This is a genomic window from Atopobium sp. oral taxon 416 (assembly GCF_018128285.1).
In the GTDB taxonomy this organism is placed as follows: domain Bacteria; phylum Actinomycetota; class Coriobacteriia; order Coriobacteriales; family Atopobiaceae; genus Olsenella_L.
In genome coordinates this window covers 2,003,081-2,020,764 of sequence record NZ_CP072380.1, presented here as the reverse complement: position 1 = coordinate 2,020,764, position 17,684 = coordinate 2,003,081, and the positions used below count along the sequence as shown (strand labels likewise).

Genomic DNA, 17,684 nt, shown 5'->3' with positions numbered 1-17,684 from the left:
TTTGCCCTTAAAGATGGCTTATTCACGTGTGTGGGGATATATCGCCTGTGGGGCCATATCCCACAGCGAGCAGGGCAGCCAATACATAAGCGCTTAAGCTTGTCTCCCAGGCGGCCTTGCACGACGTGAGGCACACCGGGGACTGCCACGACAGTGCGCTAGCGAAATCGCTTCTCGAGACGCTCAAGGGCAAGTGGTACCACCACAAGCGCCTGCATCTCACCACAAAGCACAAGGGCCATCGGGCTCAATCGAGTCGTAACTACAACCGTATTTGTCCGCACGACTCCATAGGTAGGTGCGTGTCTGCAAGAAGGCCAGACAGGAGCTCTTCGAGCGCTTCGAGAGGGCCCTTCCATCTGATCTGGCGGCCACGCAGACTGCATAGAGATCTGGGATCTTGCTGTCCCCTTATATTGACAGGAATCAGTTCTCTAGGGAAACGATGATTAATGCCTATACCGGCCGCGAAAGGCCACGTGGCTGGTCCTTTCTGGCACATCATTGGGAATTAATCATTGTTTCCCTAGCTTTTTGGGCTCGCCCCTGAACGTACACGGAACAGAGAGCAGACCCATACAAACAAAGAATGCCGCCGATGCACCACATCAGAGCGCTTCTGCAACTACTCAGCTCAACGGTTCGGCACGGTGTCGGCCTGTTTCGGGCGCCGGACACAACATGTACCAGGTTGGGGTGCTGACACTCATACGGGTTGCGATTGGGGCCATGATCGTGTTGTTAGCGTGGCTGCTGCGTGGCGTTATTGATGCCACAGTGGCGGGCAACCGTGAGGGATTCTGGACCTACTCACTGCGTATCGGTGAACTTGTCTCACAGGCCGTAAATCGCCATCTTTCGGAATCAATGCGCACAACCCTGGAAAACCGCTTTAAGGAGCATCTGTTCTATACGCTTTTGACTAAGGATTATTTCTCTGTTGTCGCTATCCATTCCGGGGAGTGGATAAACCGGCTAACTCCTGATGCCGCTATCGTGGCAAATAGCCTCGTATCGATCATTCCCGGCGTTGCCGAGATGGTGGTGTGGTTGGTGAGGGGCGATCGCGCTTCTGCTCTACCTGATGCCGGGATTGGCGTTTGTCGTGGTACCTGGCGGCATCGTCCTCATTATCCTCACCTATGTATTCTGCAAGCAGCTCAGATGCCTCCATAAGAATATTCAGGAGGCAAATGGCAGGCTGCGCGGGTTTCTGGCTGAGCGACTCTCGGGTGTGCTCGTAGTGTGCGCTTTCGGGAAAGAGGAGGAATCCGAGCGTGAGGTGCAGGGCTACATTGACGAACACCGTGCTGCATGTATGCGCCGCATCCGCTTCTCCAACCTGTGCAACATCGGTTTCGGCGGCATGATAGATGCGGTCTACCTCGTGGGTATCATATGGTGCGGCTATGGAATCCTGGCGGGGACCATGAGCTACGGGACCTTTGTTGGCGGTGTTACAGCTGGCAGGGCAGATCCAATCCCCGTTTGTCAATATTGCCGGCTTATCTGCCGCGCCACTACGCAATGATCGCCAGTCGCATATTTCAACGGTGAATAGTGAGGTGTTGCCACTGTGACAGGGCATTGCTTGTGAGAACAGCGTCTACTGCCTCTATCGGAATTCCAATCCTCTATAGGGAGGGGCTTCGGATACCATAGAAGCAGCCTGCTTGTTGCAGGGGCTGAAGCGGTTCAATCTATAACCCTCATACCTCGTTGGATGAGTCGCTGGGTTCAAGGGGATTGGTAATCATGGCTGATACAGACAGATGGGGAATCTTGGGGTGTGGCCGCATCTCAGGTCGTTTCTCTGAGGGGCTTGCAATGGTCCCTGGCAATAAGTTGGTAGCAGTTGCTTGCCGGTCGGAAAAGAAAGGCCATGATTTTGCGGAGCGGTTTGGAGTAGCTGCAGCGGGCGTCTATACCGGTGAAGCCTTCGGTGGGGATACCGATAAAGCATATAGAGAACTCCTGAAGCGGCCTGATATCGATGCAGTCTACATCGCACTGCCCAATACGTTGCACTACCCCTGGACCATAGAGGCGCTGAAAGTCGGAAAAGATGTGCTGTGCGAAAAGCCTGCCTTCTTGTCAGCCAATGATGCTGCAGAGGTGAAAGCATTCGCCCAGTCCCATGGGTGTCTCTTTATGGAAGCGATGAAGTCCCGCTTTACGCCGTGCTACCGAGAGGTCAAGCAAGCGGTCGAATCCGGAGAGATTGGGACGATCACCGATGTGGACGTCTGTTTTTGCTGTAATATCTGGCAGAGCATGCTCGAGGTGAAGAATTTCCGATGCGCTCCGACCCAGAAGGGTGGAGGTGCCCTGCTTGATTGCGGTACCTACTGTGCAAGTCTGATCAACGATTTTGTACCGCAGGGGAAACTCTCGTTTGAGACCTTCTCCGGTGTAGTTAAAACTGCTCAAAATCCTGCAGCCCCAACCGGCATCTTCGCCCCGGATGGTGAGCGGGTCGATATCTACACCGATGTAAGGTTTAAGCGCGCTGGCATCCCGGCGCATCTTGAGTGTGGCTACGACCGTGAAAAACCCTGCACCGCCGTGCTTAACGGCACTAGGGGATCCATCATTATCGACAACATGCACCGCGCTGCACATGCAACGATCAAGGAGGATGATGGTGAAGATAGGATCCTCTATTACCCCATGCGGAGTGAGGGAGCGGATTTCTCCTATGAGATTGCGCACTTCTGCGATCTGAAGAAGCAGGGCATTAAAGAATCCCCGATCATGTCGCTCAGCACAACTGCAGAGGATGCCACCCTATTGCATCAGATTTGGCAGCGCTTCAGCACAAAGTCGGAAAACCTGAAGGTGTTGGAACGGCAGGAGCATGACCTTGTCTATAAACAGTTCGGAAGCCATGAAGCTCTCGAGCTCGGAGACGCGGTCGCCTATTTTGCACGTCACGCGGAGCGTGGAATCGGCGTGCAGATCACACGAGAATCCGATGGACTTGTCCTCTTCCAATGGATGGACGACGATAAGGCAGTGCGGAACCTCGGCTTCATGCAGACGAAGCGTGAAGCGGTTCTGAAGACAGGGCACTCCAGCCTGTGGGCCTGCCTGTCTCAGGGGACAACCGATGCTATACCTGTTGCCGGAGGGGCATTCCCTATTAGGGTTGCAAGCTCTGATGGCTCAGCCCCAAAGCAGGTCGCAACGCTCTCTATCAGTGGCTTGCACGAAGGCAGAGACCACGAGCTATGTGTCCGCTCGCTTGCCTGGGTACTCTCAAAGCGGTATGGAGGAGACGGTTTCGATGGGAGAGTCCCAGCATTTTTGGGCGTCAGCATATAAACCTTTGAACAATGTGCTGTAGAGCAGACCTGCCTATGCCAAGCTTGCTCACTTAATGTGTGGCTCAAACACATGGATTCTGCTAGGGAAGCGGAATCCCCACTTAGGGATTTCACAGTTCCAGGTGCTAGCATATGTTCGATATGCTAGCCTCTCAGCCAAAAACAGAAGGGGGCATACGTACTATGAGCCGCACGCACACGATAGCTTTGCTCAGGAGGCATGAAAGTCAACTTCGTCTAAAAACAGGCAAAAAAGAGCAGCTTGTTAAAGTGGGGACCAAGCTGATGGTGAAAAAGGGGATACAAAATACCTCTGTTTCTGATATTACCGACGCGTGTGGATTTTCAAAAGGCATCTTCTACTACTTCACTTCAAAGAATGACTTCCTGATGGCTGCGATCAGAGGCTTGAATGTGGACGACGCTTCCAACAAGGCAAGAAGCAAAAAAGACCTGCCAATCGCCCAAAGGATCATGCTGTATATGAGACGGTACGCAGAGATCATGCGGGACGATATCGGCATCGATTTCTGCAGGATATAGACTGAGCTGGTTATTCAGTACAAGAACTTGGACCGCTACTACATTGATCTATCTCAGATGGAAGCGCTACTGAATGAAGGGATTCAGACGGGGTGAACTGAATCAAGATATGAATGTCCCTAAGGTGTCAAAAACCCTTCTGACATATCTGTGTGGAGCAGCCTTTGAATGGCATATGGGTGACAAAGAAAATGATGTTGTTGCAACGGTGGAGTGTTTTTCTCCCATGATTGGAATGGTCTTAAAGACATGCTGAGTGTCTCAGTATTAGTTAAATATTTGATGTTGGATAACGCTGCATTCTATAGGCTGTATCTTCAGACAAGGGCCTGCTAACATTTTCCCGTACATGTTAGGCTGCTAGTTCAAGGTCCTGTCTGTATTCTACAGAACTCTTCCAGCCGAGGGATTGTTTGATTCTGTGTGTTGTACCAATTGATGTAGTCGTTGAGCTGGCTGATGAACTTGTTCGATGTGATGGTAGACCAATTACGTCCGTAGGAGGATTCATCCTTTAATCTACCAAAGAGACCCTTGCAAGCTGGGTTGTCGCTGCATCGGGAGAGTCGTGACATAGAGCGAGCAAGGGAGGTGCCGACAAAAATCCGTACATCTGACTCAAAGATTGGGGTATTGAGTGTGGCAACGCAAATCCGTACCGAACAGACGTACACAGAGGCGTCATTGATGTTCAGCTACAAGGACAAGAAAAAGGCGATCGATCTCTATTACAACTACGGCAGGAAAATCACCGCCGTAACCGGCGAGCTCACCTACCCGGACAAGCACACTTTTGTACAATTGGATCAAAGAGTGTAAGACGCTAGGTATCGTCCCACAGGACGGCCACAGCAAGAACAGCTACACCGACGGACATAAGTGCGCTGCGATCGACCACTACCGCGGCCACGGCAGATGCATTGCCTTCACACACCGCAGGCTTAGCTTTCTCTCAAAGGGGCTCCTGTGGAGATGGATCATCGCCAAACCCCAAAGCATCGCCACCCTGGAGCTTAAAGCAAAAGGCGCCCTCAAGGCTTTCTGGTAAGCAGGGCTTTGCGAGGAAAGCGGCAAAAGAGCTTGGGGTCAGCCGTAAGGTACACTGCTTGTGGAAGTACCAGCTGCTCGCAAAGAAGATACCCGCCATACCAGAGCCCAACGACAACGGCTCCAGAAGCGCAGGCAAAAGAGGACCGACCTTTAGTTCGAACAGATGCGCGACACAGTGCAGGGCACAATAGAGCTTCTGGGAAAAGGATGGGCGCTGCCCCGGCAGGATACCTCACCGATAGGGGAAAGACGATCCTGTTCGCTGCTCAGAAAAGGAAGGAGGCTCCTTTGCCAGCCTGTGGCGCGCTACCTACCTGAAGAAGTCTAGCTACTTTTGCCAGATTGTCGCCTTGGTAGCCGACAGGGACAAAGATGTTAGGGAGCTGCTCGCAGGTATATTTGATGCGAATAGAAGACCCTACGGCAGGCTCTACATACGCGATAAGATAGCAGCCGACCTTAAAGATCAACATGGTGGTCGGCAAGCACAGGATATCTCACATCTTTAAAAGAGGAGGGCAAGGTGGCCTTAAGCTGTAAGAAGCTAAGGAAGAACAAGTCTTGCACCTCCTGTGCAGGCAAGATATCAGACAACCCTGACAGTTTTGTGAAGCAAGACTTCAGGGCAGGCCTGTCCAACTTCCTTGTGGCTCACTAGCGTCTTGCAGTTTGAGATATTCGCCGACAAGCCCTACTTTAAGCTTTATCTTTAAACTGTCTTAATGCCTCCCAACCTCAGATAGCAAACTTAGTGCTGCGCGCCGCTATTGCCACGATAAACAAAGGTAAGCGAAAAGCATCTCGCAACCCAGCAGCGACAGGAGGCACCACTGCTGCTGGCCAGAGTGGATATAGATCTTTTCCAAGGTGGGTATCACCACATCGATGCCACCTAAGGGCTGCCTTTGCCACAACCAGAAGGGTTAAGGCCTTCTTCGAAGTGTTCAAGACAGAGATGTTTTGCAAGTGCAAGTGGGACGGCACCACCTTAGACGAGTTTGAAAGGAGTGCATCGATCACTGTATCGTCAGGTACAATACGACAAGGCGCAAGCGCTCGCTTAAAGGTGTGAGCCCAATGGAGTTCAGGAAGGCTTTGGGCTTGGCCCTGGCAGCTTAGGATTATCGATGGAAATGGTACGGATTTACGTTACCACCCTCGGCTGGAAGATTTATCTTGTATAAACAAGTTTCTGTCACAGATGAACGTGTCTGTGTCCGCTGTAACGTGTAGCCGTTTGTGAGGGGAGGGACCTGCCCGTATGAGTGAAGAAGAGTACAAGAAAGCACTCAAACGCGGTGAGCGTGATTTCCGCCGTGATACTTCCGCTGGCATTTACCCCTATCTTCCCGCCCTTGATTCTGTCATCGACCAAAGTGATATCAAAGGTGAAGTGCATATCGGTACCATGGAGATCCCGCTGGAGATGGTGATCGGTACCCGCACTGAGGGACGTCAACGCGCTTTCTCACGGACGTTTATGCCGATCCTCGGAACTGAAACAGAGTTTGCTTCCAAGTGGTCCAACCTCTACGACATCCAGACCACTGAGGGCTTACGCGACCCGATCAAATGCTTTGAGTACATGCACCGCTTCTATGTGCAGGAAGGCAACAAGCGCGTCTCTGTTATGAGCTATCTGGATGCGGGGACCATTGCCGCTGATGTCACTCGGTTACTCCCCAAAGAGTGGGACGCTCCGGAGCGCAAATTGTACGACGAATTCCTCGAGTTCTGGCATGCGGTGCCGATCTATGATATCGAGTTTACCCGTAAAGGTTCATATGAACGGCTTGCGGAATTGATGGGGCGCGATCTGAAAGCGCCTTGGCCGGAGGAAGCGGTTGATCAGCTCACCTCGGCCTACCAATACTTTCGTACCCTCTATCTCCGTAACGGTGGTGGGCACTTTGACACTACCTGCGGCGATGCGATGCTCGCCTACCTGAGCTATTTTCCCAATGAAGACCTCTTGGATACCCCGGGCTCGATCATTGTCGAACGCCTGAACCGCCTGTGGTCAGAGCTTGCCCTGGAGGATCCTGATAAGGAAGTCGTGCTCATGGATGAGCCGACGAAAGCGGAATCCGAACCAGCACACGGTGTCCTCTCACGGTTGGCCTACCACACCCCGTACTCCTCGGCGCACCCATTGAAATTGGCATTTCTCTATGAGAAACCGCTTGCGACGTCGAGGTGGTCGCGGAACCACGATGCAGGACGCAAAGAAGTTGAAGGCCACTTCCATGGGATGGTTGAAACCGTTGCCTACGAGGACTGCGCCTCAGATGAGCACTTTGCCACTGCCGTCGCAGCGGCGATTGAGCAGGGTGTGGATGTGATCCTCACCTGCTCGCCGATGCTTATGGCCAATACGGCAAAGGCCGCCATCAAGCACCCTGAGATCCGCTTTCTCAACTGCTCCTGCAACTTACCGCACAGTCGGGTGCGCTCCTACTATGGCCGTATGTATGAAGCGAAGTTCGTGACTGGTGCCTTAGCTGCTAGCCTCTCGGATAGCCATCGCATTGGGTATCAAGCCAACATCCCGATGTACGGCTCGATCGCTGAGATCAACGCCTTCGCGATCGGTGCTGCTATGGTCGACCCGAAGGTCAAGATTCGCATGGCTTGGTCAAAGCGCGGGGAGGAATCCCTCTACCATAGGATGGCCGATGAGGGTGTGACGATGATGTCAGGGTCAGACGTGACGGCGCCGTACGATGATCCGTGTGCTTTAGGCCTCTACCAGCTCGTGGGTGGGATTGTGCATAACCTTGCTCTGCCGGTCTGGGACTGGGGCCGCTACTACAATCTGATCGTCCAGGGGCTGCTCAACGGCGCCTGGCGGGAAGACAGCGATAAAGAACACCCGCATGCGGTCAACTACTGGTATGGTATGTCATCAGGAGTTATCGGGTTGAAACTCTCAAACGATTTGCCATATTATTCGCGTAAACTGGCTGATCAACTTATTGATGGTATCACCTATGGGATGCTCGATCCCTTTGCCGGGGAGCTCAGGAGCCAGACCGGCGTGGTGCAGCCAGCAGGTTCCCCTCGGTTAAAGGAGCAGCTTGTGGTCTCAATGGACTGGCTCAACGACAATATAGAAGGTGACCTTCCTGAGAACTGGCATCCGGTGGATGTGACCTCAGTGGCCACGGGCGAGCGTGCGCATCCGCTTGACCCGACCGCACCGCCGGTCCCGCCAAAACCTGAAGAAGATGAGGCTGCTTCGAAAGGCGGGTCTTCCGAATGAAGATCCTCGCAATCGCAGACGTCGAAGAGACGCTTCTTTGGGACAACTTCTGCAGTTCACGCTTTGAAGATGTCGACCTGGTGTTAGCCGCCGGAGACCTCGATCCGGACTATCTCGAGTTCCTCGTGACGATGATCCCAGTCCCGTTGCTCTATGTCCACGGCAACCACGATGAGAAATACTTGAGAAAGCCCCCGCAGGGCTGTATCTGTGTCGACGATTCGGTCTATGTCTACCAGGGCCTGCGTATCGTAGGGCTTGGAGGCTCCATGCGCTACCGGGATGGTGCCTATATGTCGACCGAGAAGGAGATGCGCAAACGCATCCGTAAACTTACGCCCCGCATCCGCCTGTTGGGTGGCTTCGACGTATTGCTCACCCATGCTCCGGCGCGTGGGGTGGGGGACCTCAATGATCTGCCCCACATGGGGTTTGAATGCTTCAACGATCTAATGGAGCGCTGGAAGCCAGGCCTTATGGTTCACGGCCATGTCCACGCGACCTATATGCCGTATTTTCAGCGCGAGCGCGTCCTTGACTGTGGAACACGGGTCGTGAATGCCTTTGGGCATGTTGAATTGGAAGCACCGAAACCACCGGCGCTTTCCTACGGTTGGAAAGAGCAGGTAGTGAACCGGCGCACGCTGCGCATCAGTGACGGTATCGCTGCACAGGAGGAAGGGCTACTCGACGCAGGCCATTCCTACGGACACTGGTAAAGCAGAGATCTATGGTCAGTGATAATCGCACTCTTTCTCTCAGGGGTGGCCTTGGGTCTTGCATCTCTCACTGTTGAAAACGTCGGTCTCATCTATGTAGCGGGCGTTATGTGGGTGTTATCAAGTTGTGGGGAGCCTGTGAGTGGGTGGGAGCGGATCTCTGGATGGGTAAAATCCTCTGACATGGGGACCCATCAGTCGTAAGACAGTGCGCCCCGCATCTCGAAGGGATAGCTTATGCTCTCATACATGTTAGCGTCACTTGCTTCAATCATATTTTCTCCGACCATGTTCGCTGTGCTAGGTATCTGGTTGGTTTTTGCGGCTATCGTCGGTATCTTTCGTATCCTGGGCTGGATCATCGGTGCGGGACTCAGGGTGTTTTGGTGGCTCTTCGTCGCGTCGTTAGTGCTGGGGTTCATTGGATTTGCGCCATCTATCATCTTGGCCCTTGTCGGCGCCATTGTCGGTTGCATGCACCCCACACGCAGATAATTAGGATGAAAGAAGACAGCTTGTTGGAAGCTGCCGTTGTGGAGGCTTATGCATGAATGGAACGATGCTGCAGGGGTTCTCATGGTACCTCGATGCAGATGGGAAACATTGGAAACGAGTGGCTGAGGACGCTCAGCTTTTTGCGGATACCGGTATCACCGCCGTCTGGCTGCCGCCTGCGTATAAAGGTATCGCAGGCGCCAACGACGTAGGCTACGGGGTGTATGACACCTATGACCTGGGCGAGTTCGATCAGAAAGGCTCTGTACGCACTAAATACGGGACACGGGATGAATACTTAGCCGCGATCGATGCAATCCACCAAGCCGGTATGGAAGCCTTAGGCGATGTAGCGCTTAACCAACGGATGGGCGCGGACAGCACCGAGCGGGTAAGTGCAATGGAGGTTGCCTCCTATGACCGGGAACAACCGGTCTCCGGCCCTCACGATATCACCGCCTGGACTCGCTTTGATTTCCCGGGACGGGGAGACAAATATTCTGCCTTTAAGTGGAACTGGACCTGCTTCCACGGTGTCGACTACGATGAGGCAACCCACAGAAACGGGATCTATCTCTTTCAGGGAAAGCACTGGAGCGAGCAGGTAGACCACCACGACAACGGGAACTACGACTACTTGATGGGCTGCGACGTCGATGAGATGTATCAGCCGGTCTACGATGAGCTGCTGCGTTGGGGTGAGTGGTACTTGAAAAACAGTGACCTCGATGGGTTCAGGCTCGATGCATTAAAGCACATGGATCGTCAGTTCTATCTCCGCTTGCTCCCGACACTGAGGCAGGAATTCGGCAAAGAGCTCTTCACCGTGGGGGAGTACTGGTCCCCGAGTGCGGATGAGCTACAAGCCTACCTCGGATCAGAGCGGGTGATGAGCCTCTTTGATGTGCCGCTGCACTACCATCTCTATTCAGCTTCAAACTCCTTTGGCAACTTTGACTTAAGGCATCTCTTTGACGACATTCTCGTGCAGCGTGACGCCACCCGTGCGGTGACCTTCGTCGAGAACCATGACACCCAACCGGGACAAGCATTGCAATCCTTTGTGCAGACATGGTTCAAACCTGCAGCGTACGCTTTAATTCTGCTGCGTCAGGAAGGGTATCCCTGCGTCTTCTATGGGGATCTGTTTGGGATGCCCAATGATGGGCATGTGCCGGCGGTGCGTGAGCTGCCGCTGCTGATGGAGTTACGTCGTCGGTTCGCCTATGGCCAACAGCATGACTACATCGACAACCCGGATGTGATCGGCTGGACTCGTGAAGGTGATGGCCGTCATGGAGGCTCCGGTTTAGCCTGTGTTCTCACTGACCGTACTGGTGGCACAAAGCGTATGTATGTGGGTAAGCGCCATGCCGGGGAGAACTGGGTCGCCGTTATCGGCGGTGAGCCAGACACAACAGTAGATGCTGGCGGCAATGCGGACTTCTCCTGCAAGGATGGAATGCTCTCGGTCTACCTGCCGGAGGATACCGCGTTTGTCCTCGAGAACGATGTCATCCGTTCCGGTGAAGACATACCGGTTGACCTGAAGTCGCACTTGCCAAAGCCGACCGACGAAGAGAAATCCGAGGCGGAAAGGCTCAGACAGGAGGCCGGCAAATATGCCTCAGGAATGCAAGCAACGCGCCCCTCACGGAACTTCTATGCCGGTTAAAACATTCCATGGTGATGCAATGCAGGCATCATACGGAGCCATTGAGTACTAGGCATTGGGGATGGGTCAGATCGCAGAATTTAAGAAATGCAGATAGATACTGGCAGCAGAGGGCTATGAAGTCCCGGCAGTGAGCCATGTTCAAGGACGTAGAGCTACGGGTGGATTGACTTACAGGGGCTGCTCGACACCCGTGATCTTGGGAAGCTTTCTGCGGCCGATGGTCACACGGTAAAGTCTGGTTTGTTGCTTCGTTCAGGTGCACTGTGGAACGCTCCCGCCGCCGATGTTGAACGCCTGCACAACGAATATAACCTACGCTTTGTGGTAGACCAGCGCGGGGCAGATGAGATCGGGGAGATGCCGGATCCGATAGACAAGTTGACCGGCATCCGTTCTGTCCACATCGATGTTCTGTCTGCCATTACGGCAGGAATCTCCAGAGGGAGCAAATCAAAGGAGATCGAGTGGAGACTCCTGAGCCTCGATCAGAATGCTCGCCTCGATCTTCTGACGAAGTCGTATCCACATCTGCTGCTCGATGATGCGGCCATTGCGGGATACCGGAAGTTCTTTCAGGAGTTGTTCTCCTGTACGGAAGGTGCCGTACTCTGGCACTGCAGTCTGGGAAGAGACCGGTGCGGGATGGTGAGCATGCTGGTGGAGACCGCCCTGGGCGTTCCGTATGCTGACATCGAAGATGACCACCTCGCCACCGCTGCCTATTGTCCGATAGCGGAAGTGGGAGATAGCGGCGCCAGCTTGCGTTCACTGCCTTCAGCGGTTTTCGCGCTTGAAAAGCAGTATGGGAGCCTCAGGGGCTATATCCACACTGCGCTCGGCATCTCCTCAGATGAGATCGCTGCATTGCGTGTCTACTATTTCATATAAGGCTGCGACGCTCTGATCCTCCGGTATTGTCAACGCGTATATCCCCCGGTAAATGCTCATAAATGTGTGATGCAACACCTCGATGGCCGCTATCGGCCCACAGGTGCTGTAAGTATGCCCTCCGGCACTATGCGTTCACGCACATGAGCAATGTTTCCTCTTGGTAACAATGATACATATAGAAGTAAATTACTAGGAGTTAGACGATATTTCCCTATGCTTGAGGGTATATGCAATATTTATATGGTGAACGGGCGTAAGGATATGTGCACGGCACTGTATACCATTGGCTCTCAATCAGGAGGAGCATGCTATGGATACTTCAGCACAAACAGGTGCGCAGGGTACCACTCATCAGCAATACCGTGCGCAGAACATTGAAACCCTCGTGAACTACTACAAAAGTGGTTTTACCGATGTCCGCGGTCGTGTCGGTATCGAACTCGAGCACTTTGTCGTGCATAAAGATACCAAGCTGCCGGTGCGCTATTCGGAACCACAGGGGACCGTGTGGTTGTTGAATCAGCTTGCTGAATACTATCCAAAGAAGGTCTATGAAGGCGATCATCTGATCGGTCTTTCACGCTCCCACGGCGATATCACCGAAGGCGTTTCGTTGGAGCCGGCGGCACAGGTGGAGCTTTCTGCAGGGCCCTTTACAACCTTGGCAGATACAGAGCGCAGCTTCAACGAGTTTGAATCGCATCTGACCAGTGCCGCCGATGAGATCGACGCGGAGATCGCACGCGTCGCCTATCAGCCTAAGGCAATTGCGAAAGACACCGAGCTGATCCCCAAGAAGCGCTATGACTTTATGAACAAGTATCTGGGCGGGCTTTCCCCGTGGGGACCGCGGATGATGAGAGGGACGACCTCAACGCAGGTCTCCATCGACTACTCAGATACCGCAGATTGCCTGCGTAAACTCCGCCTCGCTGACGCACTAGCACCGATCCTTTCGCTGATCTGCGATAACTCACCGATCTTTGAGGGGAAGCGGCGCCCGCATAAGCTGATGCGTACCGAAAACTGGGAGAAACTTGATCCGGGCCGTTCAGGTATTGCCCCCGGTGTGATGGATCCCGATTACACCTTAGAGCGTATGGCGGAGCATGTGCTGGATACTGTGGCGATCACCGTGCCCGATGGACACGGCAACGTGTGCTACGACGATAGGACCTTCGGAGAAGTCTATGCGGATAGGCTCATGACCAAAGAAGAAGCCGTGCACGCAGTGTCGATGCTCTTCAACGATGTACGCCTGAAAACCTACATTGAGATCCGCCTAGCTGACGCGATGCCGATCCCGTACGTGCTTGCGTATGCGGCGCTGATCAAAGGTGCGCTGTATGAGGACCGCTCACTCGATGCGCTCGATACCCTGTTCGACGGCGTCACTGAGGATGATATCGTAGAAGCAAAGCATGTCCTGGAGCGTGATGGATATCAAGCCACCGTATACGGTCAAGACGTCTCCAAACTGGCAGATCGTTTGATCGAGATAGCCTACGACGGGCTGTCTGAGGATGAGCGGTACTATCTTGATTCGCTGGCCAAGCTCGTTGAGAAGCGTACAACGCTTGCGGATATCTGGGAGCAGGAGCACGCGCAATAAGCACCAATATGCGTTGATGCGCATTCGGCTCATATAGAGGATCAAGCCCCATCTGCATAGCTGTGCTCGACAGGCTCTTTGCAGGGTGCCTGTTGGGATATAGTTGACGGCGAAACACACCCGCAAGATCTTCCCGGCGGGGCGTTGCGCCCTTACGATGTGGTAGTCCCTTGGCGGCACGGCCTACCGCGACGATGGGGGACTACCACATGACATACGCCGACAGCTCCAAGGCTGGCTCCTCGAGGCTCGCAGAAAAGACGCGCAGGGCGGCATATGCCGAGTCCTCGTCCCGGGACGGCGAGGCCGGCCTCTTCGATGCATATACGCCAAAGGCCTGTCCATGGTGCGGATCGGCGCGCTTCAAGCGCGACGGGCACGACCGCAACGGTATCCAGAGATAGCGCTGCCTCAACTGCAGAAGGACATTCACGTCTGCAACCGGCACGCTCTTCGACTCGAGGCATCTTCCCGTCTTGAAATGGGCCATGTTCCTGCCGAAGATCCTTAAGCAGTAAGAGCGAGGCGGCATGAGCCTGGGGCCACCAGCGCTCCTTTGAGACCCCTGCGTACTGGACGGCGAAGCTCTTCGGCGTGATCGCGCCCTGCCAGGAGGGCGCCACTCTCTCTTCGAGAGGATATGGCTCGACGAGACGTAGTGGCCGCTCGACCTAGAAGAGCGTCTGCGCAATGCTGATGGCAGTACGATGTGGGGCCTCTCAAGGAACAAGGTCTGCATCGGCGTCGCCGTGGACGTCCACGAGACATCGCTTTGCCTGGACGAAGGGCTCGGCAAGACGAGCCGGAAGAGGACATGGGATGCCTTCGGAGGCCATATTGAGCGGAGACCCGAGTACATGCTCGACAAGGAGAAGTCGCACGCTGTCCTCGCAAAGCGCCTGAATCTCGAGAGTAAGGCATACGACGCGAAGAAGTGCTGCACGCTCCCTGACAGGGACAACCCTTAGGACATAGTCAACCAGGAATGCAACCTGCTAAAGAGTCTCCTGAGGTCCCACAGCGGATTTAGGGCCGCAGACATTCAGAGGATGGCTCGACCTTTGGTGGGTCTCCCGCAACATCGGCGATAATATGGACGAGAAGGTGGCATGGGTGCTGGACCGCGCCATGCGCTGCCAAAAAAGCGCTCAGATACAGGGACTTCTATGCGAAAAAGACCAGCTAGCAGGGTATGCGGGCAGCACAGCTATGCAAATTGGGCTTGATAGAGGATTCAAGGAGTCCGTTGAGCTTACCAGTAAAGCGAACTCAATGGACTTTGTCTTACTCCTGCGGTATCGATAGCGTTGCGCGTATCCGATACGTAAGCTTTGAACGCCATGCTCACTTATATTTGGGTACGGGCCTGCTGACAAATATCCGTACATCAGACGAAAAGATTGGATGTGGCCGCCGATTCTGAGACACCGATTTGACCATCCTTCAGAATCCCGCAAAGATGTGTCCGAGGGGACACGGATTGCGAGGAAGAGATGTCCAAGACGACGAGGAAGACATACAGCACGAGCTTCAAGATGGCCGTCGCGCTGGAGGTCGCGAAGGAGCAGGAGACGCTCTCGCAGGTGGCAGCCAAGCACGGCGTGAGCCCGTCGCTTGCCGCTGCATGGAGGGACGAGCTTCTTGCAGGCGCCGACAGCATATTCGGCAGGACCAAGGAGGAGCGCGAGAGAAAGGAGCAGGAGGAGGCCTCGTAGAGAAAGTACGACGAAGCCCTGAAGACGATCGGGCAGCTCACCGTCGAGCGCGACTTCCTCCAGCGGTTTTGCGACAGGAACGGATACGACCCCAAGGCGTGAGGCTGCGGCAGGGGACCTTCCGGAGGGGCTCACGAGGCAGCGCGCATGCGAGCTGCTCGGCGTGAGCAGGGCGAGCGCCTACCGAGACATGGCAGGCGCAGGAGCGGCGGATGGCGCAGATGCATGGTCCGATAAGGACGAGCGGCTCGCCGCCGAGATAGATGGCATCCATGTGGAGAGCCCCGCATTCGGCGCGAGGAAGATCTCGAAGATGCTGCAGAAGCAGGGCGAGAGGTGCGCCACCCGCTACAGGGTGGGGAAGCTCATGGGCCTCATGGGGATCCGCCCCTGCTGCCCGCTGCCATCTCTCTCGAAGCCCAGCAGGGAGTCGAGGAGGTTCTCGTATCTACTGAAGGGCAAGAGCATCCTCTTCCCCAACCAGGTTTGGTCCACAGATATCACCTATGTCCAGATAGGGGGAAGGCACATGTACCTCACGGCGGTAATCGACTGGTTCAGCCGCTATATCGTCTCCTGGAGGCTCTTTGACACCATGCGCGTCCAGGAGGTGGCTGCATGCGCCAGGCAGACCTTCGAGGAGCACGGCACGCCCTCCATCATGAACTCCGACCAGGGAAGCGTGTTCGGCTCGGAGGAGTACGTGTCGCTGCTCGCATCCATGCATGTGGAGCAGAGCATGGAGGCAAGGGCCAGATGGAGGGACAACGCTCTGATGGAAAGATGGTTCAGGACCCTGAAATTGGAGTGCCTGCGGCAGGAGGAGTACAGCACGCCTGCAGAGCTCAGGGCGATCATCGCGAAGTTCGTGACGTGGTACAACGAGAAGCGCATCCACCAGTCGCTCGGCTACGACACGCCGGCGGAGTGGTACAGGAGCGGTATCTGCGAGGCTGCATAGGCCTACAATGCTGCTGTCCGGTTAGCAAGGGTTTTCGGAAGTATCGGGCTTTCCCTGTCTCACGAGTTCGGCCACTTCACAAAACCTATATCAGAAGAGGACCAGATATCACCATCCAATGCAGCGACAGATTGTCAAGCTGAGTGCAACATCTCCCTAAAGACCTCGTTGGCTGTCCTGTATCCAAGGACCTTCCTCGCCCTGTCGCAGATCAGCTCTACCGCATGCTACACCTCCTCGTTTGTGACCTTGCTGAAGTCGCTGCCCTTAGGGGAAGAACTTGCGCAGGAGCCCGTTGGTGTTCTTAACTGTTAGCTTCTGCCATAGATGGTGAGGGTCGCAGAAGTAGAACTGTACGCCTCAAAGGGCATCTGTGAGCTCTGCATGCCCTGCGAACTGCTTGCCCCTATCCGGAAGTGAGCGTCTTAAGGGGACGTCCCTGCAAAAGCCCGAAGGCGGCCTTAGAGACGCTTCCGCTGTCGTGGTGGCATCTTCTTGCGGCAAGCAGCCTCACTGCCCTGTCGGCAAGCATAAGCAGGCACACGGGTCCCGCTGCCACGAGCGTGTCGTCTGCCAAGTCTTCGAGGCAAGACCTCGCATCGGCCTGCTTTGGCCTCTCATCCACGGTATGTAAGATCTCGATCTTACCCCTCGTCTTAGGCCCCTTCCTGCGCAGGTGGCGCCGCACCTGGCCTTCGGGGCCGGCTTCCGGCAGCTCGAGCGTGGCGGCTATGGACCTGCCTGTAAGAATAGTCGGCAGGCTCAACGGTGCACCTGCCGCCACCCTCGAGCCTGAGATGTCGTCTATCTCCTCCAGGGACCAGTGTCTGTCCATGATGAGCAAGCGCACCTTCTGCGTAAGCGCAGGGTCTGAAAGCCGCCTTTTCGCCCTGCATCTCCTGTGGCGCTCATCCGCCCTCCTTTTGGGCAGCACATGCCCTAAAGCGTCCGTGCCGGCCATTCCTCTTGAGCTTGTGGCAGACGCTGGAGCTGTCCCTGCCGATCTCTGCCGCGATATAGGCAATTGACCTTCCCTTGTGCCACACAGCTCGGCTATGCAGTCCCTCTCCTGAGGGCTTACGATGCTTGTAGTGGCACATTCCTTCCAGCTTTCGACGTTGACTTGGATAACCAACATCGTAGCCTTCCGGAGTGTGCCACGCCTGCATGCAGCAGGTCATCCTGTTGCACTCAGAATGCTAATCTGCCGGGCGTAATTGGCCTACCATCACATCGAACAAGTTCATCAGCCAGCTCAACACGACTAAAGCAATTGATGCAGCCCACACAGAATCAAACGATCACTCGGTTGAAAGAGTCCTATAGAGTACAAATAAAACCATAGGGTAGCAGCCTAACATGTACGCATGTACGGGAAAATGTCAGCAGGTCAATTTCTTTGCTGTTTACACACTATCTTTAACCCGTTTAA

Annotated in this window: 18 protein-coding genes and 1 pseudogene; 15 read left to right on the top strand and 4 right to left on the bottom strand. The window is 54.6% G+C overall.

Translation table 11 applies throughout. The annotated features are described in order from the left end of the window. Nucleotides 1–1,063 precede the first annotated feature (1,063 nt). The 3 genes from J4859_RS10550 (at nt 1,064) to J4859_RS10540 (ending at nt 3,869) form a co-directional block, all read left to right on the top strand. Entirely contained in the window at nt 1,064–1,531 is a 468-nt protein-coding gene (locus J4859_RS10550) for an ABC transporter transmembrane domain-containing protein (protein ID WP_371812250.1), read from the top strand. 224 nt (nt 1,532–1,755) lie between these two features. Next, the gene (locus tag J4859_RS10545; RefSeq protein ID WP_212329689.1) at nt 1,756–3,324 is read left to right on the top strand and encodes a Gfo/Idh/MocA family oxidoreductase; all 1,569 of its coding nucleotides are present in this window, start codon (nt 1,756–1,758) and stop codon (nt 3,322–3,324) included. Nucleotides 3,325–3,509: 185 nt separating this feature from the next. Continuing rightward, nucleotides 3,510–3,869, top strand: a complete 360-nt coding sequence (locus J4859_RS10540; protein WP_212329687.1) for a TetR/AcrR family transcriptional regulator — start codon at nt 3,510–3,512, stop codon at nt 3,867–3,869. A 365-nt stretch (nt 3,870–4,234) separates the two neighbouring features. Here J4859_RS10540 and J4859_RS17770 read toward each other — a convergent pair whose 3' ends face one another. After that, on the bottom strand, nt 4,235–4,444 hold the full coding sequence (locus J4859_RS17770) for an IS3 family transposase (protein ID WP_371812249.1): 210 nt from the start codon (nt 4,442–4,444) through the stop codon (nt 4,235–4,237). A 64-nt stretch (nt 4,445–4,508) separates the two neighbouring features. On the opposite strand from J4859_RS17770, the gene J4859_RS10530 reads away from it, so the two are divergent. The 5 genes from J4859_RS10530 to J4859_RS10515 all read left to right on the top strand — a co-directional run bounded on the left by J4859_RS10530 (nt 4,509) and on the right by J4859_RS10515 (nt 8,900). Then, nucleotides 4,509–4,688, top strand: coding sequence for a hypothetical protein (locus J4859_RS10530; RefSeq protein ID WP_212335446.1), 180 nt, complete (start codon nt 4,509–4,511; stop codon nt 4,686–4,688). After that, on the top strand, nt 4,663–4,917 hold the full coding sequence (locus J4859_RS10525) for a hypothetical protein (RefSeq protein ID WP_212329683.1): 255 nt from the start codon (nt 4,663–4,665) through the stop codon (nt 4,915–4,917). The genes J4859_RS10530 and J4859_RS10525 overlap by 26 nt, the downstream gene beginning before the upstream one ends. 1,013 nt (nt 4,918–5,930) lie before the next feature. Continuing rightward, nucleotides 5,931–6,038, top strand: a complete 108-nt coding sequence (locus J4859_RS17765; RefSeq protein WP_371812248.1) for an IS3 family transposase — start codon at nt 5,931–5,933, stop codon at nt 6,036–6,038. Nucleotides 6,039–6,180: 142 nt separating this feature from the next. Beyond that, nucleotides 6,181–8,181: a BMP family ABC transporter substrate-binding protein gene (locus tag J4859_RS10520; RefSeq protein ID WP_212329682.1), complete on the top strand. Its 2,001-nt coding sequence runs from the start codon at nt 6,181–6,183 to the stop codon at nt 8,179–8,181. Continuing rightward, the gene (locus J4859_RS10515; RefSeq protein ID WP_212329681.1) at nt 8,178–8,900 is read left to right on the top strand and encodes a metallophosphoesterase family protein; all 723 of its coding nucleotides are present in this window, start codon (nt 8,178–8,180) and stop codon (nt 8,898–8,900) included. Before J4859_RS10520 ends, J4859_RS10515 begins: the two co-directional genes overlap by 4 nt. Nucleotides 8,901–9,094: 194 nt before the next feature. Here the strand turns inward: J4859_RS10515 and J4859_RS10510 are convergent, their stop codons facing one another. After that, entirely contained in the window at nt 9,095–9,343 is a 249-nt protein-coding gene (locus tag J4859_RS10510; RefSeq protein ID WP_212329680.1) for a hypothetical protein, read from the bottom strand. A 104-nt stretch (nt 9,344–9,447) separates the two neighbouring features. Between J4859_RS10510 and J4859_RS10505 the strand changes: the two genes are divergently transcribed. The 7 genes and pseudogenes from J4859_RS10505 to J4859_RS10475 all read left to right on the top strand — a co-directional run. Further along, nucleotides 9,448–11,070, top strand: a complete 1,623-nt coding sequence (locus J4859_RS10505; RefSeq protein ID WP_212329679.1) for an alpha-amylase — start codon at nt 9,448–9,450, stop codon at nt 11,068–11,070. A gap of 165 nt (nt 11,071–11,235) precedes the next feature. Continuing rightward, nucleotides 11,236–11,961, top strand: a complete 726-nt coding sequence (locus J4859_RS10500; RefSeq protein ID WP_212335266.1) for a tyrosine-protein phosphatase — start codon at nt 11,236–11,238, stop codon at nt 11,959–11,961. Between the two features lie 313 nt (nt 11,962–12,274). Next, nucleotides 12,275–13,576, top strand: coding sequence for a glutamate-cysteine ligase family protein (locus J4859_RS10495; protein WP_212329678.1), 1,302 nt, complete (start codon nt 12,275–12,277; stop codon nt 13,574–13,576). Nucleotides 13,577–13,746: 170 nt separating this feature from the next. After that, on the top strand, nt 13,747–13,980 hold the full coding sequence (locus J4859_RS10490) for a hypothetical protein (protein ID WP_212329677.1): 234 nt from the start codon (nt 13,747–13,749) through the stop codon (nt 13,978–13,980). A 303-nt stretch (nt 13,981–14,283) separates the two neighbouring features. Beyond that, on the top strand, nt 14,284–14,544 hold the full coding sequence (locus tag J4859_RS10485; protein WP_212329676.1) for a hypothetical protein: 261 nt from the start codon (nt 14,284–14,286) through the stop codon (nt 14,542–14,544). Between the two features lie 525 nt (nt 14,545–15,069). After that, nucleotides 15,070–15,291 (top strand): transposase, encoded by a 222-nt coding sequence (locus J4859_RS10480; protein WP_212329674.1) that lies wholly within the window; start codon nt 15,070–15,072, stop codon nt 15,289–15,291. 136 nt (nt 15,292–15,427) lie between these two features. Next, a pseudogene (locus J4859_RS10475) lies at nt 15,428–16,252 on the top strand (IS3 family transposase); the annotation flags it as partial. A gap of 406 nt (nt 16,253–16,658) precedes the next feature. On the opposite strand, the gene J4859_RS10470 reads toward J4859_RS10475, so the two are convergent. Together J4859_RS10470 and J4859_RS10465 are read right to left on the bottom strand one after the other, a co-directional pair. Beyond that, the gene (locus J4859_RS10470) at nt 16,659–17,087 is read right to left on the bottom strand and encodes a hypothetical protein (protein WP_212329670.1); all 429 of its coding nucleotides are present in this window, start codon (nt 17,085–17,087) and stop codon (nt 16,659–16,661) included. 73 nt (nt 17,088–17,160) lie between these two features. Continuing rightward, a complete protein-coding gene (locus tag J4859_RS10465) occupies nt 17,161–17,352 on the bottom strand; it encodes a hypothetical protein (RefSeq protein WP_212329669.1) in 192 nt (63 codons plus the stop codon). Nucleotides 17,353–17,684: the final 332 nt, after the last annotated feature.

Coding starts and splice junctions, on each gene's coding strand:
- J4859_RS17770 (WP_371812249.1), bottom strand. CDS start 4,444: ATGTCACGACTCTCCCGATGCAGCGACAACCCAGCTTGCAAGGGTCTC.
- J4859_RS10540 (WP_212329687.1), top strand. CDS start 3,510: ATGAGCCGCACGCACACGATAGCTTTGCTCAGGAGGCATGAAAGTCAA.
- J4859_RS10495 (WP_212329678.1), top strand. CDS start 12,275: ATGGATACTTCAGCACAAACAGGTGCGCAGGGTACCACTCATCAGCAA.
- J4859_RS10485 (WP_212329676.1), top strand. CDS start 14,284: ATGTGGGGCCTCTCAAGGAACAAGGTCTGCATCGGCGTCGCCGTGGAC.
- J4859_RS10510 (WP_212329680.1), bottom strand. CDS start 9,343: ATGATAGATGGCGCAAATCCAATGAACCCCAGCACTAACGACGCGACG.
- J4859_RS10470 (WP_212329670.1), bottom strand. CDS start 17,087: ATGGACAGACACTGGTCCCTGGAGGAGATAGACGACATCTCAGGCTCG.
- J4859_RS10480 (WP_212329674.1), top strand. CDS start 15,070: ATGTCCAAGACGACGAGGAAGACATACAGCACGAGCTTCAAGATGGCC.
- J4859_RS10520 (WP_212329682.1), top strand. CDS start 6,181: ATGAGTGAAGAAGAGTACAAGAAAGCACTCAAACGCGGTGAGCGTGAT.
- J4859_RS10465 (WP_212329669.1), bottom strand. CDS start 17,352: ATGTGCCACTACAAGCATCGTAAGCCCTCAGGAGAGGGACTGCATAGC.
- J4859_RS10505 (WP_212329679.1), top strand. CDS start 9,448: ATGAATGGAACGATGCTGCAGGGGTTCTCATGGTACCTCGATGCAGAT.
- J4859_RS10545 (WP_212329689.1), top strand. CDS start 1,756: ATGGCTGATACAGACAGATGGGGAATCTTGGGGTGTGGCCGCATCTCA.
- J4859_RS10515 (WP_212329681.1), top strand. CDS start 8,178: ATGAAGATCCTCGCAATCGCAGACGTCGAAGAGACGCTTCTTTGGGAC.